The sequence below is a fragment of the Bacteroidia bacterium genome (genome assembly GCA_027493955.1).
Taxonomy (GTDB): Bacteria; Bacteroidota; Ignavibacteria; order SZUA-365; family SZUA-365; genus JAOSJT01.
The window spans coordinates 5,014,589-5,037,925 of the sequence record JAOSJT010000001.1; the positions used below are offsets into that span (position 1 = coordinate 5,014,589).

A 23,337-nucleotide genomic window follows, 5' to 3' on the forward strand; every position below is an offset into this window, starting at 1 on the left:
CACCGAAGGTCTTACAGCGCCCACATGCCGTTGCGGCGCAGCACGTCGTGCGAGATGACGAGTTTCTGAATTTCGCTCGTTCCCTCGAAAATACGGTTGATGCGGCTGTCGCGGTAAAAACGCTCCACGGGCAATTCGCGCGAGTAGCCCATGCCGCCATGGATTTGCACGGCGAGATCCACAACCTTGTCGAGTCCTTCGCTGCAAAACAACTTGACGGCGGCGGACTGTGTGGAAATTTTCTTCCCGGCGTCGTAATCGGCTGCGGTGCGATAGACGACGCTTTCCATGGCATACACCAGCGTCCACATTTCGGCGAGCATGAACTGCACTCCTTCGAAATTGGCGATCGGTGCGTCGAACTGCTTGCGCTCCTTGGCGTACTTGGAGGAAAGCTCGATCATTTCCTTGGCCGCGCCCACGCAGCACGCGCCTAAACCAAGGCGCCCGGCATCCAGCGTTTTCATGGCGATGAGGAAACCGCGTCCGTCCTGGCCGATGAGGTTTTCCTTGGGTACGCGCACATCTTTGAAACTGATGGGATTGGTCATACTGCCGCGGATGCCCATTTTCTTTTCTTTCGGCCCCGCGCTGAAGCCCTCCCAGGCCGTCTCGACGGCGAGCGCCGTCACGCCGCGCTCGGTGCGGGCGAAAACGGAGATGACGTCCGCGATGCCGCCGTTGGTGATCCACAGTTTTTCACCGTTCAGCAGATAATGGTCGCCCATGTCCACGGCGCGCGTGCGCACGTTAAAACTGTCCGAACCCGCCATGGCTTCAGTGAGGCCGAAGGCGCCGATCCACTCGCCGGAGCAGAGCTTCGGCAGATACTTCTGCTTCAGCTCGTCGGTGCCGCCAAGATAAATGGCGTTGGTGCCGATGGACATGTGCGCTCCGATGAGCGTGGCGGTGGAAAGGCAGCCGCGTCCGACTTCCTCCTGGGCGATGCAGTATCCGACCTCGCCGAAACCGCCGCCGCCGTATTCTTCCGGGAAGACGGTGCCGAGCAGACCGAGTTCGCCGATTTTGGTGATAAGGTCGCGCGGAATTTCCTCGTTCTCATCAATCGCGGCCGCGATGGGTTTGATTTCGGCGTTGACGAACTCGCGCACCATTTCGCGCAGCATGTTCTGCTCTTCGGTAAACTGGAAAAGGTTCATAAGTGTCCGATGTGTGAGTTGAACAATTCTATGTATTGAAAATCAGAGTGTGCTTCTCCAGCGAAACGGTGGTATGCGGCTGTTAAATCAGGTCCTTCGGATCTTCGGCGCTTGCATCGAGCAAGGAAAGATCGGCGTATTCATAGGGAGTGACCTGGCCGATATAGCTGATCTTGCTTTCGCCGCCGTCCACGCCGATGGTGTTGCCGTTGATGAACTTGGTACCGGGTTCGAGTAAGGCGATGACGGCCTTTGCCACATCCTCGGGCAGTGTCGCCCGACCGAAGGGATTCTTGGCCCTGGCCGCATAGAGCATGTTCTTTGCGCCGGGAATTTTCGCCAGCGCCGGCGTTTCCGTCACGCCGGCAAGCAGCGCGTTGCAGGTGATGCCGTAGGGACCCAGTTCGAGAGCGAGCTGACGAATGTACGATTCCAGTGCGGCCTTGGCTGCGGAAACCGCGCCGTAGTAAGGGAGGTTGAGATTCGCGCCGTCGCTGGTCATGGTGAAAATGCGCGATCCGCGGCCGAGGAGCTTGCGCCGCAGCGTGTCCTGCGTCCAGTAAATCAGGGAGTTGGCCATGACGTCAATGGTCATCTCGAGCTGCGCTTTCTTTATCATCTCGCTTTCGTCGCGGCCGACGAGCGGACGCAAGGTGCCGAAGGCAAGGGAGTGAAACAGCACCTTCATTTCCACGCGCGCGCTGCCGGCGTATTTGTCAATGAAGTCGTCGAGCACCTCGTGGCGCTTGTGCTCGTCAGCGGCGTTGACGTTGTAGAATTCCGCCAGCACGCCGAAATTGCGGAGATCGGTCAGCAGGCGGTTCACCGCCGGCATGGTGGCTTGTCTGTCGAGATGGACGCCGAGGATGTTGTACCCATGCCGCGCGAGCTCCCGTGCCGTCGCCGCGCCGAAGCCGGAGGAAACGCCGAGGATCAGGGCCCACTGATTTACAGGTTTTTTCGTCATATCTGTCTTACTGAAGTTTCGGATAACTCAAAGCTTTAATAATAGCATTTTTTGGGGAAAATGGGAAATCCCTTGGAAATGAATCGGGGCAAGGCATCGGTACACGGATCACACGGATTGGCACGGATTTTCGTAGAAGGAAGGTCGCCGGGAGTCACCGACAAGGTTGCGTTTTCCACCATTGAAACATCCACTGCGCAGAGCTGCTGTCAATCCGGCGTATCCACGCAGCAATCTTCGTGGACTGGTACACGGATCACACGGATTCGTACGGATTTTCGCGGAAGGAAGGTCGCCGGGAGTCACCGACAAGGTTGCGTTTTCCACCATCGAAACATCCACTGCGCAGAGCTGCTGTCAATCCGGCGTATCCACGCAGCAATCTTCGTGGACCGGTACACGGATCACACGGATTCGTACGGATTTTCGCGGAAGGAAGGTCGCCGGGCAGTTCACCGACAACGATTTGCTTTACCCCATCGAAACATTCTCCGTGCAGATTCGCTGTCGGTCCGGCGTATCCGCGCCTCAATTTTCGGCGGTTTTCTCCGACGCTTGCGGATTCGTGTTTTCGCGCAGGGTATCAAGAAGTCCCTGACGGAAATTTTCGATCAAAAACAGCATGTGCTCGGCGCGCTCCGTAGATCCGCTCAGCATATCACCGAGCAGGTGCAGGTCCCCGTCAATTGCAAGTTCTTTCTCCAGTATTGCGAGCACCACGTTCATCGTGTCGGCGTTCGCCAGACGACCGGCATCCCTGCCGAGTAGTCGTGCGACAGCCTCGGGATATACCGCTGCTTCGTCCGAAAAGAGCTTCTCTTGTTCAGAGTAGAGGCGATCAATATTGCCCGCATCGTAATGCGTCAAAAGATAGCGGAGATCAATTCAACGACGCCGGCGTCAAGTTTTCCCGAAATAGTGTGTGAGATATTTGTCATACAGCATTTCCGCGGCATCGATGGTTCGGGGATCCCCGACTGCGACCAGATCGGCATAGATGAGGAGAGGAGGCGTCACTCCGAGTTCTTGTTCCGGATAATGGAAATTCCAGAAGCGTTGTCTCAATTCCAGCTTGCCCCCGGGAGTTTTTCGTAGATGGAGTTGCTGAATCAGGGGCTTCTGCCCGCCGGTGATATAGAGGGTTTCCCTCCCGGCTACGAGGTAACGCTGAAGAAGGGCCGCCGCGGTTTCCGCACCCGCCAGAGTATCCTGCGGCAAGGCCTCGAGGTTGAGAGGTGTGATGATGTCGTAGCGCCCAAGCAGGAGCTTGGGCCTCAGTTTCTCGATGTAGCCCGCGATCCAGAGCTTGACGAGTTCGTGCTCATCCCGCAAGCGTGTATCGCCTCCGATGGTGATAAGGTACTGTTGCTTCTCAAGATTGGTCATGACGCCGGCCACAGTACCGAGAGCCACGCCCGCGGCTTTCGCGATGTCGCGATAGGGAGCATTCCGAAGCTCCTTCGCGCAAAGCAATGCAAACAGCACCTTGAGAGCAGCCCAGCCAAAGGGCTGCGGCCCCTCGTCATCCGGCTCCCGCTTCTTTCGTCGTTTCCCTTCGATCAGCACATGTACGCCGCCTGCCTTGATGAATGCGTTACCGGCTGTATCGAGGTACTGCACATCCATCTCGCGCAGAATAGCGCCGACGTCGTCGGTCAGGTATTCCGTTATCAACAGCACTCCGGTTTTTTTCCGCCGCGCGTTCTCGTTTACTTCCCTGGCGATGTAATGCGCATTGCTTTTATTCACAAGTCGCTTCGTCTCGGCAACGTACATGTACCTCCGGCCCCCGTGCCTCAACAGAAGCCCGGTATCCGTCGTTGTCGTACCGTCGACAGCCTCATCATCCGCCACGGCAAGATCCATCCCCGTAATTGCGGTGGCTTCCTGCACTGCGGTTTCAATTGTCTCTCTGTTGTCTGTCATCGCTGCACCGTTCGGTGGATCTGTTCAATTATTATGAACATTCAGTTTATTTGAACATAGTATTTTATTGAACGAATGTCAAGGGGGGCATTCTCTCAGTTGTCCAAATAAAATGAACACGAACAATAAATGAACATCCGCGTTATGTACGAATCAGCTTTCGCAGCGTTTCGAAGTGACGGTATTGACATTTCTCGCGCAATCCATCGCGATGGTTGGGCAATATTGGTACTGAAGTCCGGCCAAATCACTTTTCCGATGCGTGGCCTGAACAGGCAGGTCTTCGTGAGGCAGCCATTCTACCTGGTAGTGTGGAATCGCTATGCGGATAACACGCAGCAGCACGGATCCTCGCGGAGGAAGGAATTATCGGGATAGCACGGGAAAGCTGCAGTGATGGGGTTCCGAACTATTTGCGCACGAATCCGCATTCAATCCGCGTTTTTGCAGGTACGAGGTGGTGCACGATAGAAAGAGGCGTAAAATCCTTATGAATAATGCTTTATTTCGTTAAAAATTCATTTGCACTTGACTTCCACAAAATATTTATGTAGAATGCTCCGTACTTCAACACGTAAATGGTGAATCTGATACCGTTTCAGGAAGAAGGGCGGTGTGTCCCTTTTTCGGATCGCGTGATCGTTCGCGTGATCAACGCCTGTGCCTTCCGGACGGTTTTTCATATAGAGGAAGTGAGTATGGAATGAGCGGAATGTGGATAGTCGCGGGGGATGAAGGGGATGTTGATCCCTTTTACAACCACTGTGGTGGTTCGGGCTGTGAGATATTTACCGCCGGACAGGCGCAAACACACTGGAGCGCCAAAGCGGATGCGCCACCCGATGTATTGGTGCTCGACACGGAAACGGTTCCCGCGCAATCCGCGTATCGCCTTGTGCGCATGGTCGGTGCATCCCCTTCGGTTTCGCTCGTTCAGGTTGTGAACGCTTCCAACAGACACGCTGCTCTGGTACCGGCCGACCGCACCATCTCGAGACCCGCCGGTCGCATCGAGCTTCGATCAACACTGAACGAACTCTGGCGGGAGTACGTGGCGAACCAGGAATACACGGAAATCCAGCGCCGCCTGCTGGGTGAGATGGGCGCACGGCAGTTGGTCGGGAAAAGCAAGGTAATGCAGGAACTTGTCGAATTACTGCCGGATGTGGCCGGCGCCGCATCCACCGTACTTATTCTCGGGGAGACAGGTACGGGGAAGGAATTGGTTGCACGGGCGATTCACTCTCTCGGACCCCGTGCGCAACGTCCGTTTGTGACCGTGGATTGTGCCGCCTTGTCGGAATCTCTGGCCGAGAACGAATTGTTCGGACACGCCCGCGGCGCCTATACGGATGGCGGACGCCACAGTAACGGCCTGGTGCAGGAAGCGGATGGCGGCACGTTGTTCCTGGATGAAGTGGAATGTCTCCCTCTCGCGCTGCAAGCAAAGTTTCTCCGTCTGCTGCAGGAACGTGAGATCAAACCGCTGGGGCAGGCAAAATCTCAGACGGTGGATGTTCGTATCATCGCCGCGAGCAATGTGGACCTTCGCGACCTCGTGCGACAACGGCAATTTCGGGAAGATCTCTACTATCGCCTCAGTGTCGTACCGATCATGGTCCCGCCGTTGCGTGAGCGCGCCTCGGACATCCCGCAGCTCGTCCGGTATTTCCTCGCGAAACACCAGCATGAGCCGCTCAACACCGACACGGTAGACGCGAGCGTCCTTCGTGACTGGGAAGCCGAGTCCTGGCCGGGGAACGTCCGCGAACTGGAGAATCGGGTGCAGGAGTTTCTCGCGACCTCGCGGCTGCGACGGAGCAGCGCGGCGCCGGGAGCGCAGCCACGGAAATCCCTGCGCGAAATCCGCGCCGATGCCGAATACCGCTATCTCCGGGACGTCCTTGCCGAGACGCGTGGTAATCTCACCGCCGCGGCGTCTATCGCGGGTATGGACAGGAAAAGCTTGCGTAGTCTGCTGAACAAATGCGGCCTCGATGCGGCGCTGTTTCGGAAATGAGCGGCCGCGCGTACATCGCGAATCTGCGAACATCGGAGAACCCCGGGCCTCACGCCGGGGTTTTTCATTTCAGACTACGCATGATGCGGCGTTTACCGGGGAATCGCGAGCGGCAGGTGGGGGAAAACGCCCCGACCTGAACTTTGAAAATAAAATCAAAATTGGATTTTTCTGCTGCGAAACGGGGGGAAACACCCCGGTATCGCTTCGTGTGCGCCGGAACCGGCATCAATACCTGCTCAAATCGGGGTAAATGGAGCACGTCGTAAACTGGCACCGTATTTGCAGCATCTTCCCGAGTGAATTGCCACGAAACAAGGATTGCCATGTACGCGACGGATGTCCCCGCATCCGCGAACAAGGTGTTTTCACGAGGTGCGGGTGATTGATAAAGCGCTGCAGTTTATCGAGCGGGAAGTGAACGCGTATTTCGACGCGCGCTTCGGCCCGGCCACCCAAAAGTGGGTGACACTGGGTAATATTGCCCGTTTCGCGGACAGCGAAGGCGGCGGCAACGACGACAGCAGTGCCCGGGCGCTCATGACGCTGGTGAATATCGAGGAAGACCGTGTCGCGAAAAGTCCGGAACACAGCTTCCGTACCGTCCAGGGTGTGCGCTACCAGAATCCGGAAATTCCTCTCAATCTCTACGTTCTCTTCACCGCCACAAGTAACTCGTACACACTCTCGCTGCAGACGGTCGCGATGATCATGCAGTGCTTTCAGGGCTGCAACGTGTTTGCGAGCGCCACGAATCCGCGCCTCGATGCGTCCATTGACCGCCTGATACTGGATCTGTTCACGCTGAATTTCGAACAGATCAATCATCTCTGGAGCACCCTTGGCGGGAAATATTTTCCGTCCGTGCTGTACCGCGTGCGCATGGTGGGCATCGTGGACAGCGATCGCTTCGCGGGTGGCGGTCTCGTGCGCGAAATTGTCGTGAACGACGGTGCGATGAACCGGGGGGAGGGCTGACCGGATGCGGTATCGCGAGTTGTTCACCATCGAATTGCTGCATGACTATTTCGCCGATGGCGCTGCGAGGCGCATCGCAATTGTCCCCGATCGCGCAACCCGCACCGTACTTGCGGGTTGCGGTACGCTCGCGAAACAAAGCGGCAACCGCCTCTTCGTGATCGCGCGCACTGACGACGGGACCTCGCCGCGTGTCGCACCCGCGGCAGGGTCTGCGCTTACGTTTTTTCTCCATGCGGAGGACGCGTCCCTCTTTTCCCTGAGCCAACTCCGCTTCAACGCCGCGGCGGGGGAGCGCTTTCTGTTTTCCAATCGCGATGCGGGCGTCGTAGACGGACGGCTGTACTTGCAGCCACGCAACGAACTTTTCGACAATACCAAGGCATACAGTCTGGGGCGCTTCGTCCGCGACGGTGCCGGCGACTGCCATGAAGCTCTCGCGGATCTCGCGCCGGGGAGTTCGCTCAATAATGCGCAGCAATGGAGAAAGCTCGGACAGCTCGCCTACGCCGACGACGCGCAACGCGTGCGTGTGGCGGGTGATACGATGGTCCTGCCTGTGGATCCGCCTTCAGACGTCGTCTCTGTGCGGGTGCTCGGCTTCAACGCCGCGAACGGACAATACGATATCGAAAAGCGCGCGGAAGTATTTCCCTACAGCGTGCCGGTGGCAAGTCAGAGCGTATCGCTTGCCGCTCTGCCGGATGAGTTGTTCCGCGTGACGGTGAACGACACAGGACACACGCTGTATCACCGAAGCGCAGCGGACTGGCAGCAGGCCTTCGGCATCGTGCGGGTATACATCGACGGCGGTGAAGCGGCGACGCATCGCGTGCTGCACGCGGACGGCAGCTTCCTGAGTCCGGTGTTTGCCATCCGCATAGCCCCTGCGAGCGTGCTGTGGCAGTACAACGCGCGGACAGACCGCGTTCGGCGGGTGTTCGACGCTTCGGCGACGATAGAGTTCAGCCCCGTCGAAGCGCGCGTATTCCGCAGTACGCTGCCGCAGCGTTTGCGCGAACAGGCATATACGGGCATTACGGTGGAGTACAACGACAGCAATCCGCTGGATCCCGCCAAGAAAATCGACATCCCGCTGGCCTCCGTACCCGGCCCGGGAAACAGTGCGCTGGTAGAGCAGAGCGGTACGACATACGTAGTGAATCACGTCATTTTAAACTATTAACAACGGTGTGGTGCCATGGCAACAACCTATAAGACTCCCGGCGTCTACGTCGAAGAGATACCGAAACTCCCGCCTTCCGTCGCACAGGTGGAGACGGCCATTCCCGCTTTTGTCGGCTACACGAAACAGGCCGAGAGGAGCGGAGAGAATCTGACAAACAAACCAACACGTATCAGCTCGCTGCTCGAATTCGAGTCGCTGTACGGGGGCGCGAGCGTTCCGACGACCATCAATGTGACCATTGACACGGGCAACAACAATGCCGTGACCGCCGTCACCGCGCCGACGACGCAGCGCTACATGATGTACGACGCGCTTCGTCTGTTTTTCGACAATGGCGGTGGGGACTGCTATATCGTGTCCGTCGGTGGGTATGGCGGCGCACCGGCGGTCGGAACGGACAGCAGTGGTTTGCGGGGAGGGATAAAAGCGCTCGAAAAATTCGACGAACCGACCATAATTCTGATACCCGATGCCGTACAGCTAAACTCGGACTCCGAGCTTTTCTCGCTCCAGCAGCTCATCCTGTCGCAATGCGCGAAGCTGCAGGATCGCGTGGGAGTGTTCGACCTCAAGGAAAACATCAGCGGCGGGCAGGAAACGGCGGTGGACAATTTCCGAAATGCCATCGGGATCAACGACCTGAAATACGGCGCCGCGTACACGCCGTGGGTGCACACGACCTATCCGCGCGATATTGATTTCACCGCCTTCCGCACGACGGTGGTGGATACGGGCAGCAATCCCGTTGATCTCGGGACGCTGTCGTCCGACAGTACGTTGAATGATCTTGTCGCGACAGCAGTCGCGGCGGCAACTGAAAGCGCTCTCGTCGAAGCGGTGATCGAACGGATACGGAAAGCCAGTACCACGACCGGCGCGCTGAACGTCGCGCTCACCGCCGAGCCGACGATGAAGGACATGTTCCGGAAATTCAAACAAGCGGTGGACGCGGCGACGGATGAAGTGGAAGCCCGGAGCGCCTCTCTCCTGTTGTTCACGTTTCTGCGGGCGGCATTGCTCGAATTTCAAACCCTCAAAACCGCGCTCACGACTACCAACCTTCTGAATGATCTGAATGCATACGCTGCATCCACCACATACTGGCGCGGGGCGGCAACGACGCAAATTGCGCTCGAGCGCAATGCCGACGTCCGCAATCTCACCGGTCTTGGAGGTGCGGATGGCGACATCAATGGTGCGTATCCGGGTATCGACGCCACGTGGCTCGGAGTCGCGACGCCCTCGCTTGTGGCCGTCAATACCAAGGACTACGGAGATACGGGCAACGATGCGCTCATCCCCGGGATTGGCCGCATGGTGGCACTCGATGCACAGGCGGCATTCAACATCCTCGTCGCCTTCGCGGATGCCCTGCTCAACGCTGCGAAAACCTACAAGAAAGGCGCGCAGGAAGCACTGTACGAGAAACACCCGATTATCGGTAATATGGTGCGGGCTATCAAAAAGGAACTGAGTACCGTCCCGCCCAGCGGCGCGATCGCGGGCGTGTACGCACGCGTGGACAACTCCCGCGGCGTGTGGAAGGCGCCGGCAAACGAGAGTCTGGTCTCCGTGAGCGGCCCCTCCGTCAACATCAGCCATGAAGAGCAGGAGCGCCTGAACGTGGACGCGGTGGCGGGAAAATCCATCAATGCGATTCGGACATTCACCGGCAAGGGGACGCTCGTCTGGGGCGCGCGTACGCTTGCGGGCAACGACAACGAATGGCGGTATGTGAGCGTCCGGCGCTTCTTCAATATGGTGGAAGAGAGCTGCAAAAAAGCGACCGAACCGTTCGTGTTCGAACCGAACGACGCCAACACCTGGATCAAGGTGCAGGCCATGATCGAGAACTTCCTGACGCTGCTCTGGCGGCAAGGCGCGTTGCAGGGTGCGAAGCCCGAACACGCGTTTTATGTGGCCGTGGGGCTCGGCAAGACGATGACCGCCGTGGACATTCTCGAAGGCCGCATGATCGTGGAAATCGGCATGGCGGTGGTGCGTCCGGCGGAATTCATCATTCTGCAGTTCTCGCACAAGATGGCCGAGTCCTGATGCGCCCTGCGGCGGTCAGCAGTTTCGCATGAGATCATTCACTACAGCAACGGAACATACATATCATGGCAACAGCATATCCACTCCCGAAATTTCACTTCCGCGTCGAATGGGGCGGAAGCAAAATCGGTTTCACGGAAGTCACCGGTCTCGACATGCAGGTGGAGGCCATCGAGTACCGCGAGGGAAGCTCGCCCGAGTATTCGAAAATCAAAATGCCCGGCCTGCAGAAGTTCAGCAACATCACGCTCAAGCGCGGCACCTTCAGCGGAGACAAGGAATTCTACGCCTGGATAAAAACCGTGAGTTTGAACACCGTGGAGCGTCGTGACGTGACCATCAGTCTGCTCAACGAAGCGCACGAACCGGTGGTCACGTGGAAGGTCCGCAACGCCTTTCCTGTGAAAGTACAGGCGAGCGATATGAAATCCGACGGCAATGAAGTCGCGGTGGAGACGCTCGAACTCGCCCACGAAGGCATGGCCATCGTCGAATAAACGGAGCACGGCATCGCATGGCGAAAACGTCCTCACCGGCCGCCGGCGGGTACTATCCCCTTGTGGGTTTCCACTTCAAGGTGGAAGTGCTCGGGTACGGCAACGACAACGATTCCCGCTTCCAGAGTGTGGGCGGTCTCAACGTGGAGTACGACGTGGAGACCATCAAGGAAGGAGGCGAAAACCGTTATGAGCACAAACTGCCCGGACGCAGCAAGTATCCGGATCTGTCGCTCAAACGCGGCATACTGCGTGATTCCGATGTGATTCGCTGGTGTACCGATGCATTACAGGCGCACGACATCAAGCCGGCGATTCTCCGCGTCAGTCTGCTCAACGAAGAGCATCAGCCGGTGATGACGTGGAAGGTGCACAACGCCTGGCCGCGCAAATGGAGCGTGAGCGACTTCAACGCGACGGAGAATGCCATCGTCGTGGAGACCATAGACATCTGCTACTCCTATTTCGAAGTGGAGATTTGAGCATGCCCATTGAAATCAACGAGCTGCATATCAAAGTGACGGTGAATCAACCCGCGCCGGCCGGCGGAGAGGGCAGCAGCACGCCGCCCGCGAAAGCGGGAACGTCGGACGACAAACTGCTTGCGGACGCCGTGGAGCAGACCTTGCGCATTCTGAAAAAGGCGGGAGAACGCTGATGCCGACGACTGGCCAGTTGGAAAAACTGCGTATCATCGCGCACCTCACCGCGGATTACAGCGACGAGGTCACCGAAGCGAACACCTTCGAAGCCATGCTCAACCCCGAGGCCTATACGCTCGACTACAAGGTGGAGTATCAGGACGGGCAGGGGCAGGGCACCAGCGCCGCACAGCAGCGATTTACCGTAAAAAAACCCGAGGAAATCGCTTTCGAGCTGCTGCTGGATTCCACCGGTGTGACGGACGGAAATCCGCGGGACTCCATCGAAGAGGACATCAACAAGCTGCGCGATCTTCTCCTGAAATACGAGGGCGAGATTCACGAGCCGAAGCATTTCGTGGTGCTCTGGGGCAGTCTGCTGTTCAAAGGCCGCTGCACCGGCCTGACTATTACGATGAAGCTGTTCAATCCCGACGGCAAGCCGATACGCGCTCTCTGCAAAGCGAGTTTCAAAGGCAGCGTGGAGGACAATCTGCGTACGGCCGAGGAACGCAATCAATCCCCCGATCTGACGCATTCACGCCTGGTGAAGCAGGGCGACACCCTGCCGAAGCTGTGCTACGAGGTGTATGGTCATTCGAAATACTACCCGCTCGTCGCGCGCGTGAACCGTCTGCCGCAGTTCCGCGCCCTGGTTCCGGGCGAGCGTCTCTTTTTTCCGCCACTGGAGAAAAATACCCCGGTGTCATGAGTGATGAACGCGTCATAGCGAGCGATGCACCGAAATCGGTTGCCACGTTTTCCATACTCAGCGACGGTGTGAAAGTACCGGGCAGCATGCAGGTGCTGTCGGTGCTCGTCGAGCGCGAGGTGAATCGCATCCCTTCAGCGACCATCACCATTCAGGACGGAGCGGCCGCGGAGCAGTCGTTTGCCGTGAGCAACGGCGAAGAATTTGCGCCGGGCAAGCGCATCGAGATTCAGGCCGGTTACAGAAGCAACGAGGAACGGATATTCAGCGGCATCGTGATCAGTCAGGCCGTGAAAGTGCGGAAAAATGTCTCGTTGCTCGTGGTGGAATGTCGCCACAGCGCGGTGCGCATGAGCACACGACCGCTGTGCGCGTACTTCCATGACGTGACGGACCAGGATGTTGCGGACACGTTGTTCGCGGCCCACGGCTTGAGCGTCAGCACCTCGGGCAGCGCCGTCTCGCACGCCCAACTCGTGCAATACGACAGCACGGACTGGGACTTCATGCTCTGCCGCGCCGAAGCCAACGGATGGTGGGTGATCGCGGGCGATGACAGCATCACCGTCGGTCCTCCCGATTTCAGCCGCAGCGCGGAACTCACCCTGCAGTACGGTGCGACCATCCATGATCTCGACGCGGAAATGGACGCGCGTGTGCAGTTCGAGACACTGCGCGCGAACGGCTGGGATCCGGCGAGCCAGGCGTTGATATCTCCGGCGGAGGCAGCGGACCCGGGCGCACCGGCGGCGGGCAATATTGCCGGATCGGCACTTGCCGTTGCGACGGGTAACGACGCGCTGGACTATCGCCACGCCGGCGTCGGCGAGAGCGAGATGCAGGCCTGGGCGGACGGCGCGATGCGTAAACGACGGCTTGGAAAAATTCGCGGTACACTTCGTACCGATGGCACGGCGCTGGCGCTTCCCGGCAATCCCGTCGTGATCAACGGCGCCGGTGAGCGCTTCGAAGGCACGCACATGATGACGGGCGTACGTCACCAAATCGGCAAGGGCAACTGGGAGACGACGATTCAATTCGGTGAGTCACCAGAGCGCTTTGCCGAACGCTTTCGCGTGCATCAACCCGCCGCCTCTGCGCTGCTGCCACCGGTGCACGGTCTGCAGATCGGCATCGTCACCTCGCTCGAGGATCCTTTGGGAGAAGATCGCATTCAGGTGCGCCTGCCCCTGGTGGATGCGGCCGACGAGGGTGCCTGGATGCGCATGGCAAGTCCCGACGCGGGCAGCGGCCGGGGCATGGTGTTCCGGCCCGAAATCGAAGACGAGGTGATCGTCGGTTTCATCAACAACGACCCGCGGCACGGCGTGGTATTGGGTATGCTGCACAGCAGCGCGCATGCGGCGCCGCTCACGGGCAGCAACGACAATCACGAAAAGGGCTATGTGTCCCGGAGCGGCATACGGCTGCATTTCGACGACGACAAAACCATCGTGACATTATCGACGCCCGGAGGGCATTCCCTGGTTCTCGACGACGACGAGGCCGTCGTGCGCCTTGAGGACAGCAACGGCAATAAAATCGTCATGAACAGAGACGGTATCGAGATCGAGAGCGTACGCGATATGAAGTTGACCGCCGCCGTGGATGTCAAGGCAGAGGCCGGAGCGAATGCGGAATTCACGGCAGGCGCCAGCGCCAAGGTCGAAGGCGGCGCGGGTGCGGAACTCTCCGCCGGTGGAAACACCACCGTGCGCGGTGCAATGGTACAGATCAATTAACGAGGATGCGACATGGGGCAACCCGCGGCACGAATAGGTGATATGCACGTCTGTCCGATCGTGGTACCTCCACCGCATGTCGGCGGGCCGGTCATCGCGGGGACTCCTGCCGTGCTCATCGCCGGCATGCCCGCGGCGCGGGTCGGTGACATGTGCGCCTGCGCCGGTCCGCCCGACACCATCATTGCGGGCTCATCCACGGTGATGATCGGCGGCATGCCCGCTGCGCGCATGGGCGACAGCACGGCGCACGGCGGCAGCATTGTCGCGGGCGCCCCGACAGTCATGATTGGATAACACAGGATACAGGAGTTCCGGATGGCGGACACAAAAGATATGTTTCTCGGAACGGGATGGAGCTTCCCGCCGCGTTTCAATCAGGCGGCGGGCGCCGTGGAAATGACCGGTGGCTTCGACGACATACGCGCAAGTCTGGAAATCCTGCTCGGCACCCGTCCGGGCGAACGCGTCATGCAGCCCAAGTATGGCTGCAACATGGAGGATCTGTTGTTCGAAAATCTCAACACGGGCACAAAAACCCTGATGAAAGACAGAATTCAGACCGCGATCCTGTACTTCGAATCCCGCATCGAAATCGAGCGTATCGAACTCGACGATACGCGGCAGAACGAAGGTGTGATCCTCGTGCGCATAGACTACATCGTGAGCTCCACCAATTCCCGTTTCAATTTCGTGTTTCCGTACTTCCTCAATGAGGCATCGGAGCTTGACATGTTGACCACCAATCATCCGCTGGCCGGATAGCACATGGCAGATTGCAGCGAACAACGATCACCCCTGCAGCGGCAGGGCACAGCGCGCGGACAGCGGGCCATCGCTTCCTTGCGCCCGGAATCCGTGGAGCTTATCGACAAGAAGCCGGAAGACTGGATAGTCTGGGCAGCGAGATTCTCCTCCCGCGTCCGTTTTTACGACGAGGAACACCAGCCCTCGGGCAGTTTCGAACCGCTGTTCGGTGTCGATTTCGCGGCACGTCTCGCCACGATCACGACGCATCCCGCCGATACGGTGACGCTTTTTTCGCGTGAGCAGCTGACCGTGCTCCATGACACGTCGGCGCTGCTCGCGGCGCTGCGTGCATCGTACACAGCGCTTTACGACCTGGTGTTTTCGTATGTGCATATCGTTGACCGGCAATATCGCATGGCGCTGCGCGAGCGCGATGCGCTGCTGCGCCGCACAGACGCCGAGACGGAGACGAAACTGCGCGCTCCCGTCGAGGAGTTCTGTGCGCAACTTGAGGAGCACATCGCGAAGCGTCTCCGACCGATGTTCGAAGCGGCAGCGGCGTATGAAAAAGACGCGGTGGCCAAGGGATTGCTCGCCGAGCAGGGGACGCCCGATCTGACCATTTTCCATTCCGCAATGACGGCCCGACCGGCAGTGATAGACGCAGGGCTCTCCGACGTCTGGGGGAGCGAGAAAAAACCCCTGCGGGACTGGTATGACAATCTCACTCCCCTCGACCTGATTCACGTACCGGCGGCAACAGACGAGGCCGCCATACAACGTGCGGCACGGCATCACTTTTTCACCGGATTGCTGGACGAAGTGAGTACTTCGTCGGTGTTCATCATGTCTCTCGCACAACGGAGCCTGAGCGATGTGCTCGGCGAATGGCCGCATCACCAACCGCAGTATGCGCTGTTTCTCGCCTGGCTCAAGCTGATGGAGGAAGCGCGCGGCGCGGTGAACGGGCTCGTCGGAAAGCATCTGGATTTTTATTACGGTGACGTTCTGCGTCTGCGTCCGGCTCCCGGCACCGCCGACACCGCATTCCCCACAGTGGAGCTGAACAAGGCGTTTCCGAGCTACGCGCTGAAAGCCGGAACGCTGTTCAATGCGGGCAAGGATGCGGACGGCAATCCCGTCACGTTTTCTTCGACGCGGGAGACCGTGCTCGGCCATGCGAAGCTGGCGCAGATGAAATCGGTGTACACGACGGCGGAGGACATCGGTGCCGCACTCCCGCGAGTGCGCATGTACGCCTCGCCTGTCGCGAACAGCGCAGACGGAGCGGGCGCCGAACCGGAGACCGAACTGAAGGAATGGCACCCCTTCGCGGCGACAGGGACGTCCGAAGGCGTCACCAGCATTCTCATGCCCGACGCCGCACCCGGGCTGGCGATCGCCTCGCGCTATCTGTTGCTTGCCGAAGGCAGCAGGGGCATCACCTTGCGACTCGATGTGGGAGCGGATCTCTCCGCACTCACTGATCTCGGAAGTATCGGAGTGAAACTTACACACCCGAAAGGCTGGCTCGATGTCGCCGCCTCCATTGCGCCGGGGACCATGCACGCATCCGCGCAGCCCGCCGCCGTGCTCACCATGAATATCGCCGGGGACCTCCCGCCCATCACCGGCTACGACGGCGCAGTGCATGGCCATGTTTTCGGGACAGAGGATCCGGTACTCCTGTTACTTTTTCCGCCAGAGGGAAGCATTCCCGACCGCCTGGCGGCGCTCCATGCCTTGCGTATCGAAGCGGTCGAAATCGAAGTGCGCGCGGGTGAGAAGGTCGGCGAGTACGACAATGCGGGACTGCGAAATGTCGAGGCGCATAACGACGCCGGGCGTGTGAATCCGGCCAAACCCTTCATGCCCTCGGGAGTGGAGCCGACGACAGGGAATGCGCTCATCGTGGGTTGTGAAGAGATCGCGCGCAAACCGGGTGCCGAGGTGCAGTTCAATTTTTCCTGGAAAGATCTGCCGCTGAACGCCGCGGATATCCGCTATGATGGCGGCACGACGGGCACTATCAGCACGGGCTTCCTTATCGGCGACATCAGCTCTTTCGAGGACATCGGCACGCTCATCGAAGCCCCGGGCGTGCAGCCCATGCTTCCGTCGCCGCTGATCGGGAAAGTGCAGATCCCCGACTACTATCCGCTGGTGGACATACACTCGCTCGATGGCGGCGCGTGGAAAAACGTCGGAAGCAGCGAGCATGTGTTCGGCCTCACGGCTTCGCTGCAACCAAAGGCCGATGTCGCCTGCGCCGTCTCCGAAGCGCTGGACGCCGCTTTTTTCCTCGATGAAAAGGAAGAGTTCCAGCCCTACTCTCCCGCGGCGACCAAGGGATTTTTCCGCATACAACTCAGGAAGGATTTCGGGTTCAAGGTCTATCGCGCGGCGCATATCAAGTATCTGATCGACGGTGCCAAAACCGTGCCGGCGCCCGTGGAACCCTATCAACCGGTCCTGCAGGCCCTGCATGTGAGCTATCGTGCGCGCGCGTCCGCTTCCACGCAATTGCGGAGTGCGGATGCAGAGGATGTGGCGATCCGTTTATTTGCGGTCGGTCCCTTCGGTGAGGCACCCCTGTACCGGGAGTCGAACTCGGAGGGTGCGAGACTGTTGCCCGATCTCGCACAGCTGTCGGCTCCGGTGGCTGAAACGCAAGGCGAGTTGTACCTGGGCTTCGAGAATGCGCAAGCGGGCGCATCACTGTCGCTCCTGTTTCAATTGCTGGAAGGCAGCGAGAATCCGCTTCGCGAAAAACCCGATGAACACGTCTCCTGGTGGTACCTGGCGTCGGATACCTGGCGCGAACTGACGGATGAAGTCAGCGACGGTACGACGCAGCTCATCCGCTCCGGCATCGTGACCATCGCCATACCGAAAGACGCGAGCACGACGAATACGCTCCTTCCGTCGGGAATGCTCTGGTTGAAGCTGAAAGTCACCGAAGCCGCCGATGCTGTGTGCAAAATTATCGGCGTCCATCCGAACGCGATCGAGGTGCAGCGCTCGGCATCGCAGGTGCAATCGGGAACAACGCCCTTCATCCCTGCGGGCACGATCGGGAAACTGCGCACTCCCGAACCGGAGGTGCGTCGCGTGACTCAACCCTATCCCAGCTTCGGCGGATCGGCGACGGAAACTCCCGCCGATTACCGGCAGCGCGTGTCCGAGCGACTGCGGCACAAGGACCGCGCGATCACCATCTGGGACTACGAGCGCTTGGTCTTGCAGGCGTTCCCGGAAATCTACCGCGTGAAATGCCTGCACCACACGCGCATCAGCGGCAGCGCCGACGATGGCACTCTCGTGTACAACGAAGTCGCACCCGGCTACGTTACCGTTATCACGATACCGCAATTGCAGAACAGAAACGACGCCGATCCTCTCCGACCTTACACGAAGGCGGCGACACTCGAGAGCATCGCCGCATACCTCGGGGAGCGTATCTCCTGTCACGTGCGTCTCGGAACAGCGCAGCCGCAATTCGAGGAAGTGCGCGTACAGTGCCGCATGGTCCTGCTCAAGGGGTATGACGATACTGTGTTTTATACGGCACAGCTGCAACACGACCTCACAGCGTTTCTCAGTCCCTGGGCCTTCGACACCTCCGCGACACTCGATTTCGGAGGCAGTTTACACAAGTCTGTGATTATCGATTTCATCGAAGAGCTTCCGTACGTGGACTTCATCTCCGAGGTGCAGTTGTTCCATAAGGCGGGCGAAAATGCCGTCGAATCCGGCGACCTCGACGAGGTCATTGCTTCCACGGCGCGAAGCATTCTCGTGTCCGCGCATGCGTCGAAGCATGCCATAACCGTCGAGCTCCCCTCCACCGTTTCCGCTATACCCGAGCATTGCGATGAGTGACGTCGTCAACATACCAAAGCAGCCGCGGCTTGCAGTCTGCGAGGACTACACCGAACTGCGCCGTCAGGGCATCGAGTACCTGAAACAATTGGGCAGCGCGCTGTGGACGGATTACAACATCCATGATCCGGGCATCACACTGCTTGAATTGCTCTGCTATGCCGAGACGGAAATCGGTTATAAAGCCGGATTCCGCGTTCAGGACCTGATCGCCCCGTATCCGGGCAGGCTGAGCAGTACGGAACTGCAGGCCTTGTATGAAGCGCAGGGCTTCTATACCGCGAGGAACATTCTTACCGTCAATCCCTGGACGGCGCGAGATTATCGCAAACTGCTCATCGATGTCTTGGGAGTACGCAACGCCTGGCTGCGCTGCAAGGACTGCGCTTGCGGCATCACCTTGTATGCGGACTGCAAGAGCAGCACGCTCGGATACAAAAAAACGGAGCATCCGGTGCGGATACGGGGATTTTACGATGTGCGCATCGAGCTGGACGAGCATCCCGCGGACGGCGATATCGGCAGCGGCAAGGTGTTGACTGTTTTTCCCGTTCCCGCATCCGGCGGCGCACATCGTGCCACGCTTGAAATGCGCTTTCCCCAGCCGCATGTCGCGGCGGAGCGCATTCCGCAATTGCACGCACTCCTGCAGGAGGACTGCATTCTGCAGTCCATTACTGTGGACGCTATCTCCGGCAGGCGCGGACAGCCGGTAGATGTGCCGGCGCAGCAATTGTATCCCGCGCTGCACCGGCCGTTGTTCGTCACGATGCGCCTGACCTTCCGGGAGAACCCTGCGGCAGCCGAAGCCACGATCACGCTCAGCGACCTGCCCATCCGTGTGTGGTACAGAGAGGATGCGGACCGCAAAGCGATCACACTGGCCATGCTCCGCGAGGTACTCGCCGACGTCTCGGCAGGAGGGGGGATGGCGCGATATCTGCGCATGCTCAGACGGGCGGCCGCGACGACGGCGGATGTCGAAGCCGTATTGCATGCACATCGCAATCTTGCAGAGGATTTCTGCACGATCGGCACGGTACCGATGGAGGATATCGCCGTGTGTGCCGATATTGGTATGCGGGCGGATGCTGACATCGAACGCGTCCTCGGTGAGGCGTACTGGCGTATCAGCCAGTACTTCAATCCGTCGGTGCAATTTCGATCATTGTTCGAAATGCTGGACGAAGGCTTCGTGAGCGAGAGCATTTTCAACGGTCCGGCGCTCGATCATGGATTCATCAGAGATGCGGATCTGGACGCATCGGAGATGAAAACGGTGTTGTACGCTTCCGACGTCATCAACATTCTCATGGATATCGATGGTATCGAACGCGTGAGCAATCTGACGCTGGCGCGCTATGATGAGAACGGGAAGCTCGTCGAATCGCAGCCATGGGAATTGCAGGTGACGGAGGGCTCCCTGCCGCGGCTGTACATCCACGGGTCCAAGGTTCTCGTCTTCAAGAACGAACTGCCTTTCCTCCCCGACCCGGACGAACTGCATGACGCGCTGCAACTGCACCGCGGTCTCGAAGCGAAGAATAAAAGCGTGCAGACGCGAAATGATTTTCCGGTGCCCTCGGGCAGTTATGTGGACAATACATCGTCGTATCCGCTGCAGTATTCGCTGCCGGACACCTACGGTCTCAGTCCGCACGGTTTGCCGGAATCTGTCGGCACCGCGAGAAAGGGGCAGGCGAAACAGCTCGCCGGTTACTTGCTGGTATTCGAGCAGCTCCTCAGCGTGTACCTCGGCCAGTTGCGGCATTTTCGTGATCTCCTGAGCATTGACGCTTCGATATCGCAAAGTTATTTCCCGGGTATGCTGACGGAGACGCAGTTGCGCGGTGTGAGTGCACTCTATGACGCGGTGACGGAGCCGGAGCTGCTGGCGCTCCTGGAGACCCCCGCGTCGTGGACGGCACGCCGCAATCTCATGCTGGATCACATGCTGGCCCGCTTTGCGGAGAGCTTCAGCGACTATGCGCTCATGCTGTATTCGGCGAGCGCCTCGCGGCAACTCGCGGCCGAAGAATTGATAGAGGATAAAATCTCCTTTTTAAAAGCTCTTCCCGTCATGACGCGTGACAGGGGAAAGGCGTTCAATTACAGGGATCCCTCAGCGGTGTGCAGCCCCCTGAACATCTCCGGTCTGGAACAGCGCATCCGAACACTGTTGGGGATGAATGGCCTTGCCGGGGCGTTCACGCCCGTCATCGGGTATGATGCGGTTTCAGGAAGCTGGACGGGGTTGTGGGAGATTTCGAATGGCGCAACAGTATTGCTGCGCGGTGTGGAACAGCGCGCAGCCAGCCGCACCGAAACAGCCCGTCTGCTCGCCGCGCACATCGAAACCGCGGCGGATGCGCTGCAAGAAGCGGCGGGCCTGAAACTGCATGCGAAACGCGGACATAACACCGTGGAGCTGCATGCGGGCGACGACACCGTCCTCGGTGCGCATCCGCAGGAGTTCAGCAAGAAAGCCGATGCGGAGACATTGATCGCGGATATCCAGGCGTTTCTCGCCGGCATGGAGATTGCAGAGACCATTCATGTGGTCGAGCATATTCTCCTTCGTCCGAAGAATGCACCGTCAGCGGACTTCCCCGCAGGGGACCCCGTACTCCCTGTGTGTCTGCCGTCGGATTGCAGCGCCTGCGGAGAAGAAGACCCGTATTCCTTCCGTCTCACCGTCGTGCTCAATGGAGAAGAGGGCCTGGCGAATCATGGCATCGAATTCCGCCGATTCGCCGAGCGCAGCATACGTCAGGAGGTCCCCGCGCATCTCGGTGTGAAGATCTGCTGGGTATCTTCCGCGCAACTCACGGAATTCAGCGCGCGCTACTGCGCCTGGCTCTCCGCCCTTGCGGAGGAGGCACCGGACGCCGCACTCCTGCACGAACGACTGGAACGCGTACTTGAAGAATTTGTGCGCCTTAAAAGCGTGTATCCTCGCGCGACATTGCACGACTGCGTGGACGGCGACGATGAAAATCGCATTTACCTGAACAGAACGATCATTTAGACATCGAGATATCATGCAACCATCACATCCATCCCGTTATCCGGAGTTCGTCTCTGACCAGGTGCTGACGGCGAGCAATCTCAACGAAATGTTCGGCTATCTCGATGAACAGGTGCGCATGACGCGTACCAATCTCATCGGCATCGGCATCGTCTGCGGTCTCGAGGTCCGCGTCGCGGCGGACGGCACGTCCGTCACGATCACGAAGGGGACGGGCGTTACATCGTCCGGCTATCTCGTGACGCTCCCGACCACCACGTACACACAGTACAACGACGAGTTCACCGCGGAGCAGGAGCAGTACTATGACCGTTTCGTTGATCTGGACACGAAGAAGCAGCGTTTTCCGCTCTTCGAGCTGGCGGAGGCCGGCGCTCCCCAGGCGAAGAAGCCCTTGAGCGCGGCTTTCCTGAAGGATAAGGTGGTCCTGATCTTCGTAGAATTGCTCGAAGAGGCCAACAAGAATTGCGATCCGGATTCCTGCGACGACAAGGGCATCACCGTTACCGTCACATTTCGTCCGCTGTTGCTGAGCGTGAACGATGCCGAATCCCTGCTCGCGAAGGACGAGGCGCCGGGTTTCTCTGACGTACGTCACAAATGCAGCGACTGGCCCGAATTGCGTCTGCCCCGCTACAACGTCCCCGCCACGACCTTGCCAACGAGCGCGCATATCCTCAAGGGATTTCTCGACGTCATTCGCGACCCGCTGCTTCCGACGCTGGAACAGACCCTGAGCGCGGCGCACGCGGTGATGAAACCGCTGCTTGATGGCGCAATCGTCGTCAATCCCTTTTCCGGTCTTCGACAGAAGTTCGACTTCCTCTTCAGCTCCGCCATAGGAACGCAGCGACTCATGCACGCGCAGTATTTCATGGATGTGTTCTCCGATGTGCTCCTGGCATACGAAGAATTGCGCACGGTGTGCAACCGCGTTCTCGCTGTGTGCTGTCCGGACGAATCGCTGTTTCCGCGTCACCTCCTGCTCGGAAGCATCACCGCACAGAACCGCGACTGGCGGCAGAAGTTCATTCCGTCGCCCGCGGTCTGTTGTGGTGCGAACAGCGTGGAGGAGCTGCGCTCGCTGCTGCTGCGAATCGCCCGCATGCTTGCGACGGTCAATATCCCGGTGACCCTGAATGCGCTGAAACGCGGCGGCGTCCCAGTGCGCATCACACCGAGTCTGCTTGGTGCACAGCCGTTGTCGGAACGGGCCATCCCGTATTACTACAATGTCATGCAGGCCGCACCACCGCTGTTCGAGGCATGGAGCTTCGAGAAAACCCGACAGGGCAAAGCGCGAACGAATCTCTCCTATCACGCCGAGGCATACAACAGCACCGATGCGTGGGTGCGAACACCGTTGCGCTTCGACATCGAACGATACAATTTCTTCCGTATCGAAGGCCATATCGGCATGCCCTGGCAGAACGCCCTGGCGACGATCACCGACCTTCGGGATTCGCACCGCCTGCCGTTCGATGTCATCGCCCTCAATGGGGACTTCCGGTCCATACTTGCGTTCCTCCGCGAGGCCTCCGCCGATTTGCGCAAAGCGCTGGGAGAGCATCCCGAGCAGTGGAAACGGCTTCTTTGCCTGTTCAGCGATCTGGAGGCACTGTACGATACGCATGCCGCCGAACTGCGCTGCGCCTTGTGCGCCGTGATGCGGTTTTTCTACGATTTCGATCACAAGGGCACGCAGGTCCCGCCGAACACGACGGCTAAGGCCTCCCGCCTGTTGCTCACCTGCTCGCCGGGTCACATCGTGCGTTCGGACTCGCTGGGCG

General features: G+C 59.0%; 18 protein-coding genes. 13 read left to right on the top strand and 5 right to left on the bottom strand.

What is annotated here, in order from left to right; translation table 11 throughout:
• Nucleotides 1–11: 11 nt before the first annotated feature.
• The 4 genes from M5R41_18955 to M5R41_18970 all read right to left on the bottom strand — a co-directional run bounded on the left by M5R41_18955 (nt 12) and on the right by M5R41_18970 (nt 4,053).
• Nucleotides 12–1,160, bottom strand: a complete 1,149-nt coding sequence (locus M5R41_18955; protein ID MCZ7558472.1) for an acyl-CoA dehydrogenase family protein — start codon at nt 1,158–1,160, stop codon at nt 12–14.
• Between the two features lie 82 nt (nt 1,161–1,242).
• Nucleotides 1,243–2,127, bottom strand: coding sequence for an SDR family oxidoreductase (locus M5R41_18960; protein ID MCZ7558473.1), 885 nt, complete (start codon nt 2,125–2,127; stop codon nt 1,243–1,245).
• Between the two features lie 528 nt (nt 2,128–2,655).
• Nucleotides 2,656–2,994, bottom strand: coding sequence for a hypothetical protein (locus M5R41_18965; protein MCZ7558474.1), 339 nt, complete (start codon nt 2,992–2,994; stop codon nt 2,656–2,658).
• A 33-nt stretch (nt 2,995–3,027) separates the two neighbouring features.
• A complete protein-coding gene (locus M5R41_18970; protein MCZ7558475.1) occupies nt 3,028–4,053 on the bottom strand; it encodes a type IV toxin-antitoxin system AbiEi family antitoxin in 1,026 nt (341 codons plus the stop codon).
• A 703-nt stretch (nt 4,054–4,756) separates the two neighbouring features.
• Between M5R41_18970 and M5R41_18975 the strand changes: the two genes are divergently transcribed.
• Nucleotides 4,757–6,073, top strand: a complete 1,317-nt coding sequence (locus M5R41_18975; GenBank protein ID MCZ7558476.1) for a sigma-54 dependent transcriptional regulator — start codon at nt 4,757–4,759, stop codon at nt 6,071–6,073.
• A 64-nt stretch (nt 6,074–6,137) separates the two neighbouring features.
• On the opposite strand, the gene M5R41_18980 is transcribed toward M5R41_18975, so the two are convergent.
• A complete protein-coding gene (locus M5R41_18980) occupies nt 6,138–6,401 on the bottom strand; it encodes a hypothetical protein (GenBank protein ID MCZ7558477.1) in 264 nt (87 codons plus the stop codon).
• A gap of 53 nt (nt 6,402–6,454) precedes the next feature.
• Here M5R41_18980 and M5R41_18985 point away from each other — a divergent pair, with 53 nt between their 5' ends.
• The 12 genes from M5R41_18985 to M5R41_19040 all read left to right on the top strand — a co-directional run bounded on the left by M5R41_18985 (nt 6,455) and on the right by M5R41_19040 (nt 21,547).
• The gene (locus tag M5R41_18985) at nt 6,455–7,051 is read left to right on the top strand and encodes a DUF4255 domain-containing protein (GenBank protein MCZ7558478.1); all 597 of its coding nucleotides are present in this window, start codon (nt 6,455–6,457) and stop codon (nt 7,049–7,051) included.
• 4 nt (nt 7,052–7,055) lie between these two features.
• Nucleotides 7,056–8,237 carry a hypothetical protein gene (locus M5R41_18990; protein ID MCZ7558479.1) on the top strand — a complete coding sequence of 394 codons (1,182 nt, stop codon included), beginning with the start codon at nt 7,056–7,058 and terminating at the stop codon, nt 8,235–8,237.
• 15 nt (nt 8,238–8,252) lie between these two features.
• A complete protein-coding gene (locus tag M5R41_18995; GenBank protein MCZ7558480.1) occupies nt 8,253–10,295 on the top strand; it encodes a phage tail sheath subtilisin-like domain-containing protein in 2,043 nt (680 codons plus the stop codon).
• A 65-nt stretch (nt 10,296–10,360) separates the two neighbouring features.
• Nucleotides 10,361–10,792, top strand: coding sequence for a phage tail protein (locus M5R41_19000; protein ID MCZ7558481.1), 432 nt, complete (start codon nt 10,361–10,363; stop codon nt 10,790–10,792).
• Between the two features lie 17 nt (nt 10,793–10,809).
• A complete protein-coding gene (locus M5R41_19005) occupies nt 10,810–11,274 on the top strand; it encodes a phage tail protein (protein ID MCZ7558482.1) in 465 nt (154 codons plus the stop codon).
• A 2-nt stretch (nt 11,275–11,276) separates the two neighbouring features.
• On the top strand, nt 11,277–11,450 hold the full coding sequence (locus M5R41_19010) for a DUF5908 family protein (protein MCZ7558483.1): 174 nt from the start codon (nt 11,277–11,279) through the stop codon (nt 11,448–11,450).
• Entirely contained in the window at nt 11,450–12,145 is a 696-nt protein-coding gene (locus M5R41_19015) for a LysM peptidoglycan-binding domain-containing protein (GenBank protein ID MCZ7558484.1), read from the top strand. The genes M5R41_19010 and M5R41_19015 overlap by 1 nt, the downstream gene beginning before the upstream one ends.
• Nucleotides 12,142–13,887 carry a type VI secretion system tip protein VgrG gene (gene vgrG, locus M5R41_19020; GenBank protein MCZ7558485.1) on the top strand — a complete coding sequence of 582 codons (1,746 nt, stop codon included), beginning with the start codon at nt 12,142–12,144 and terminating at the stop codon, nt 13,885–13,887. The genes M5R41_19015 and vgrG overlap by 4 nt, the downstream gene beginning before the upstream one ends.
• Before the next feature lie 12 nt (nt 13,888–13,899).
• Nucleotides 13,900–14,184 carry a PAAR domain-containing protein gene (locus M5R41_19025; GenBank protein MCZ7558486.1) on the top strand — a complete coding sequence of 95 codons (285 nt, stop codon included), beginning with the start codon at nt 13,900–13,902 and terminating at the stop codon, nt 14,182–14,184.
• Between the two features lie 21 nt (nt 14,185–14,205).
• Complete coding sequence (locus M5R41_19030; protein MCZ7558487.1) at nt 14,206–14,652, top strand: GPW/gp25 family protein; 447 nt, start codon at nt 14,206–14,208, stop codon at nt 14,650–14,652.
• A 3-nt stretch (nt 14,653–14,655) separates the two neighbouring features.
• Nucleotides 14,656–18,519, top strand: a complete 3,864-nt coding sequence (locus M5R41_19035; GenBank protein ID MCZ7558488.1) for a baseplate J/gp47 family protein — start codon at nt 14,656–14,658, stop codon at nt 18,517–18,519.
• Nucleotides 18,512–21,547 carry a hypothetical protein gene (locus M5R41_19040; protein MCZ7558489.1) on the top strand — a complete coding sequence of 1,012 codons (3,036 nt, stop codon included), beginning with the start codon at nt 18,512–18,514 and terminating at the stop codon, nt 21,545–21,547. Before M5R41_19035 ends, M5R41_19040 begins: the two co-directional genes overlap by 8 nt.
• Nucleotides 21,548–23,337 lie beyond the last annotated feature (1,790 nt).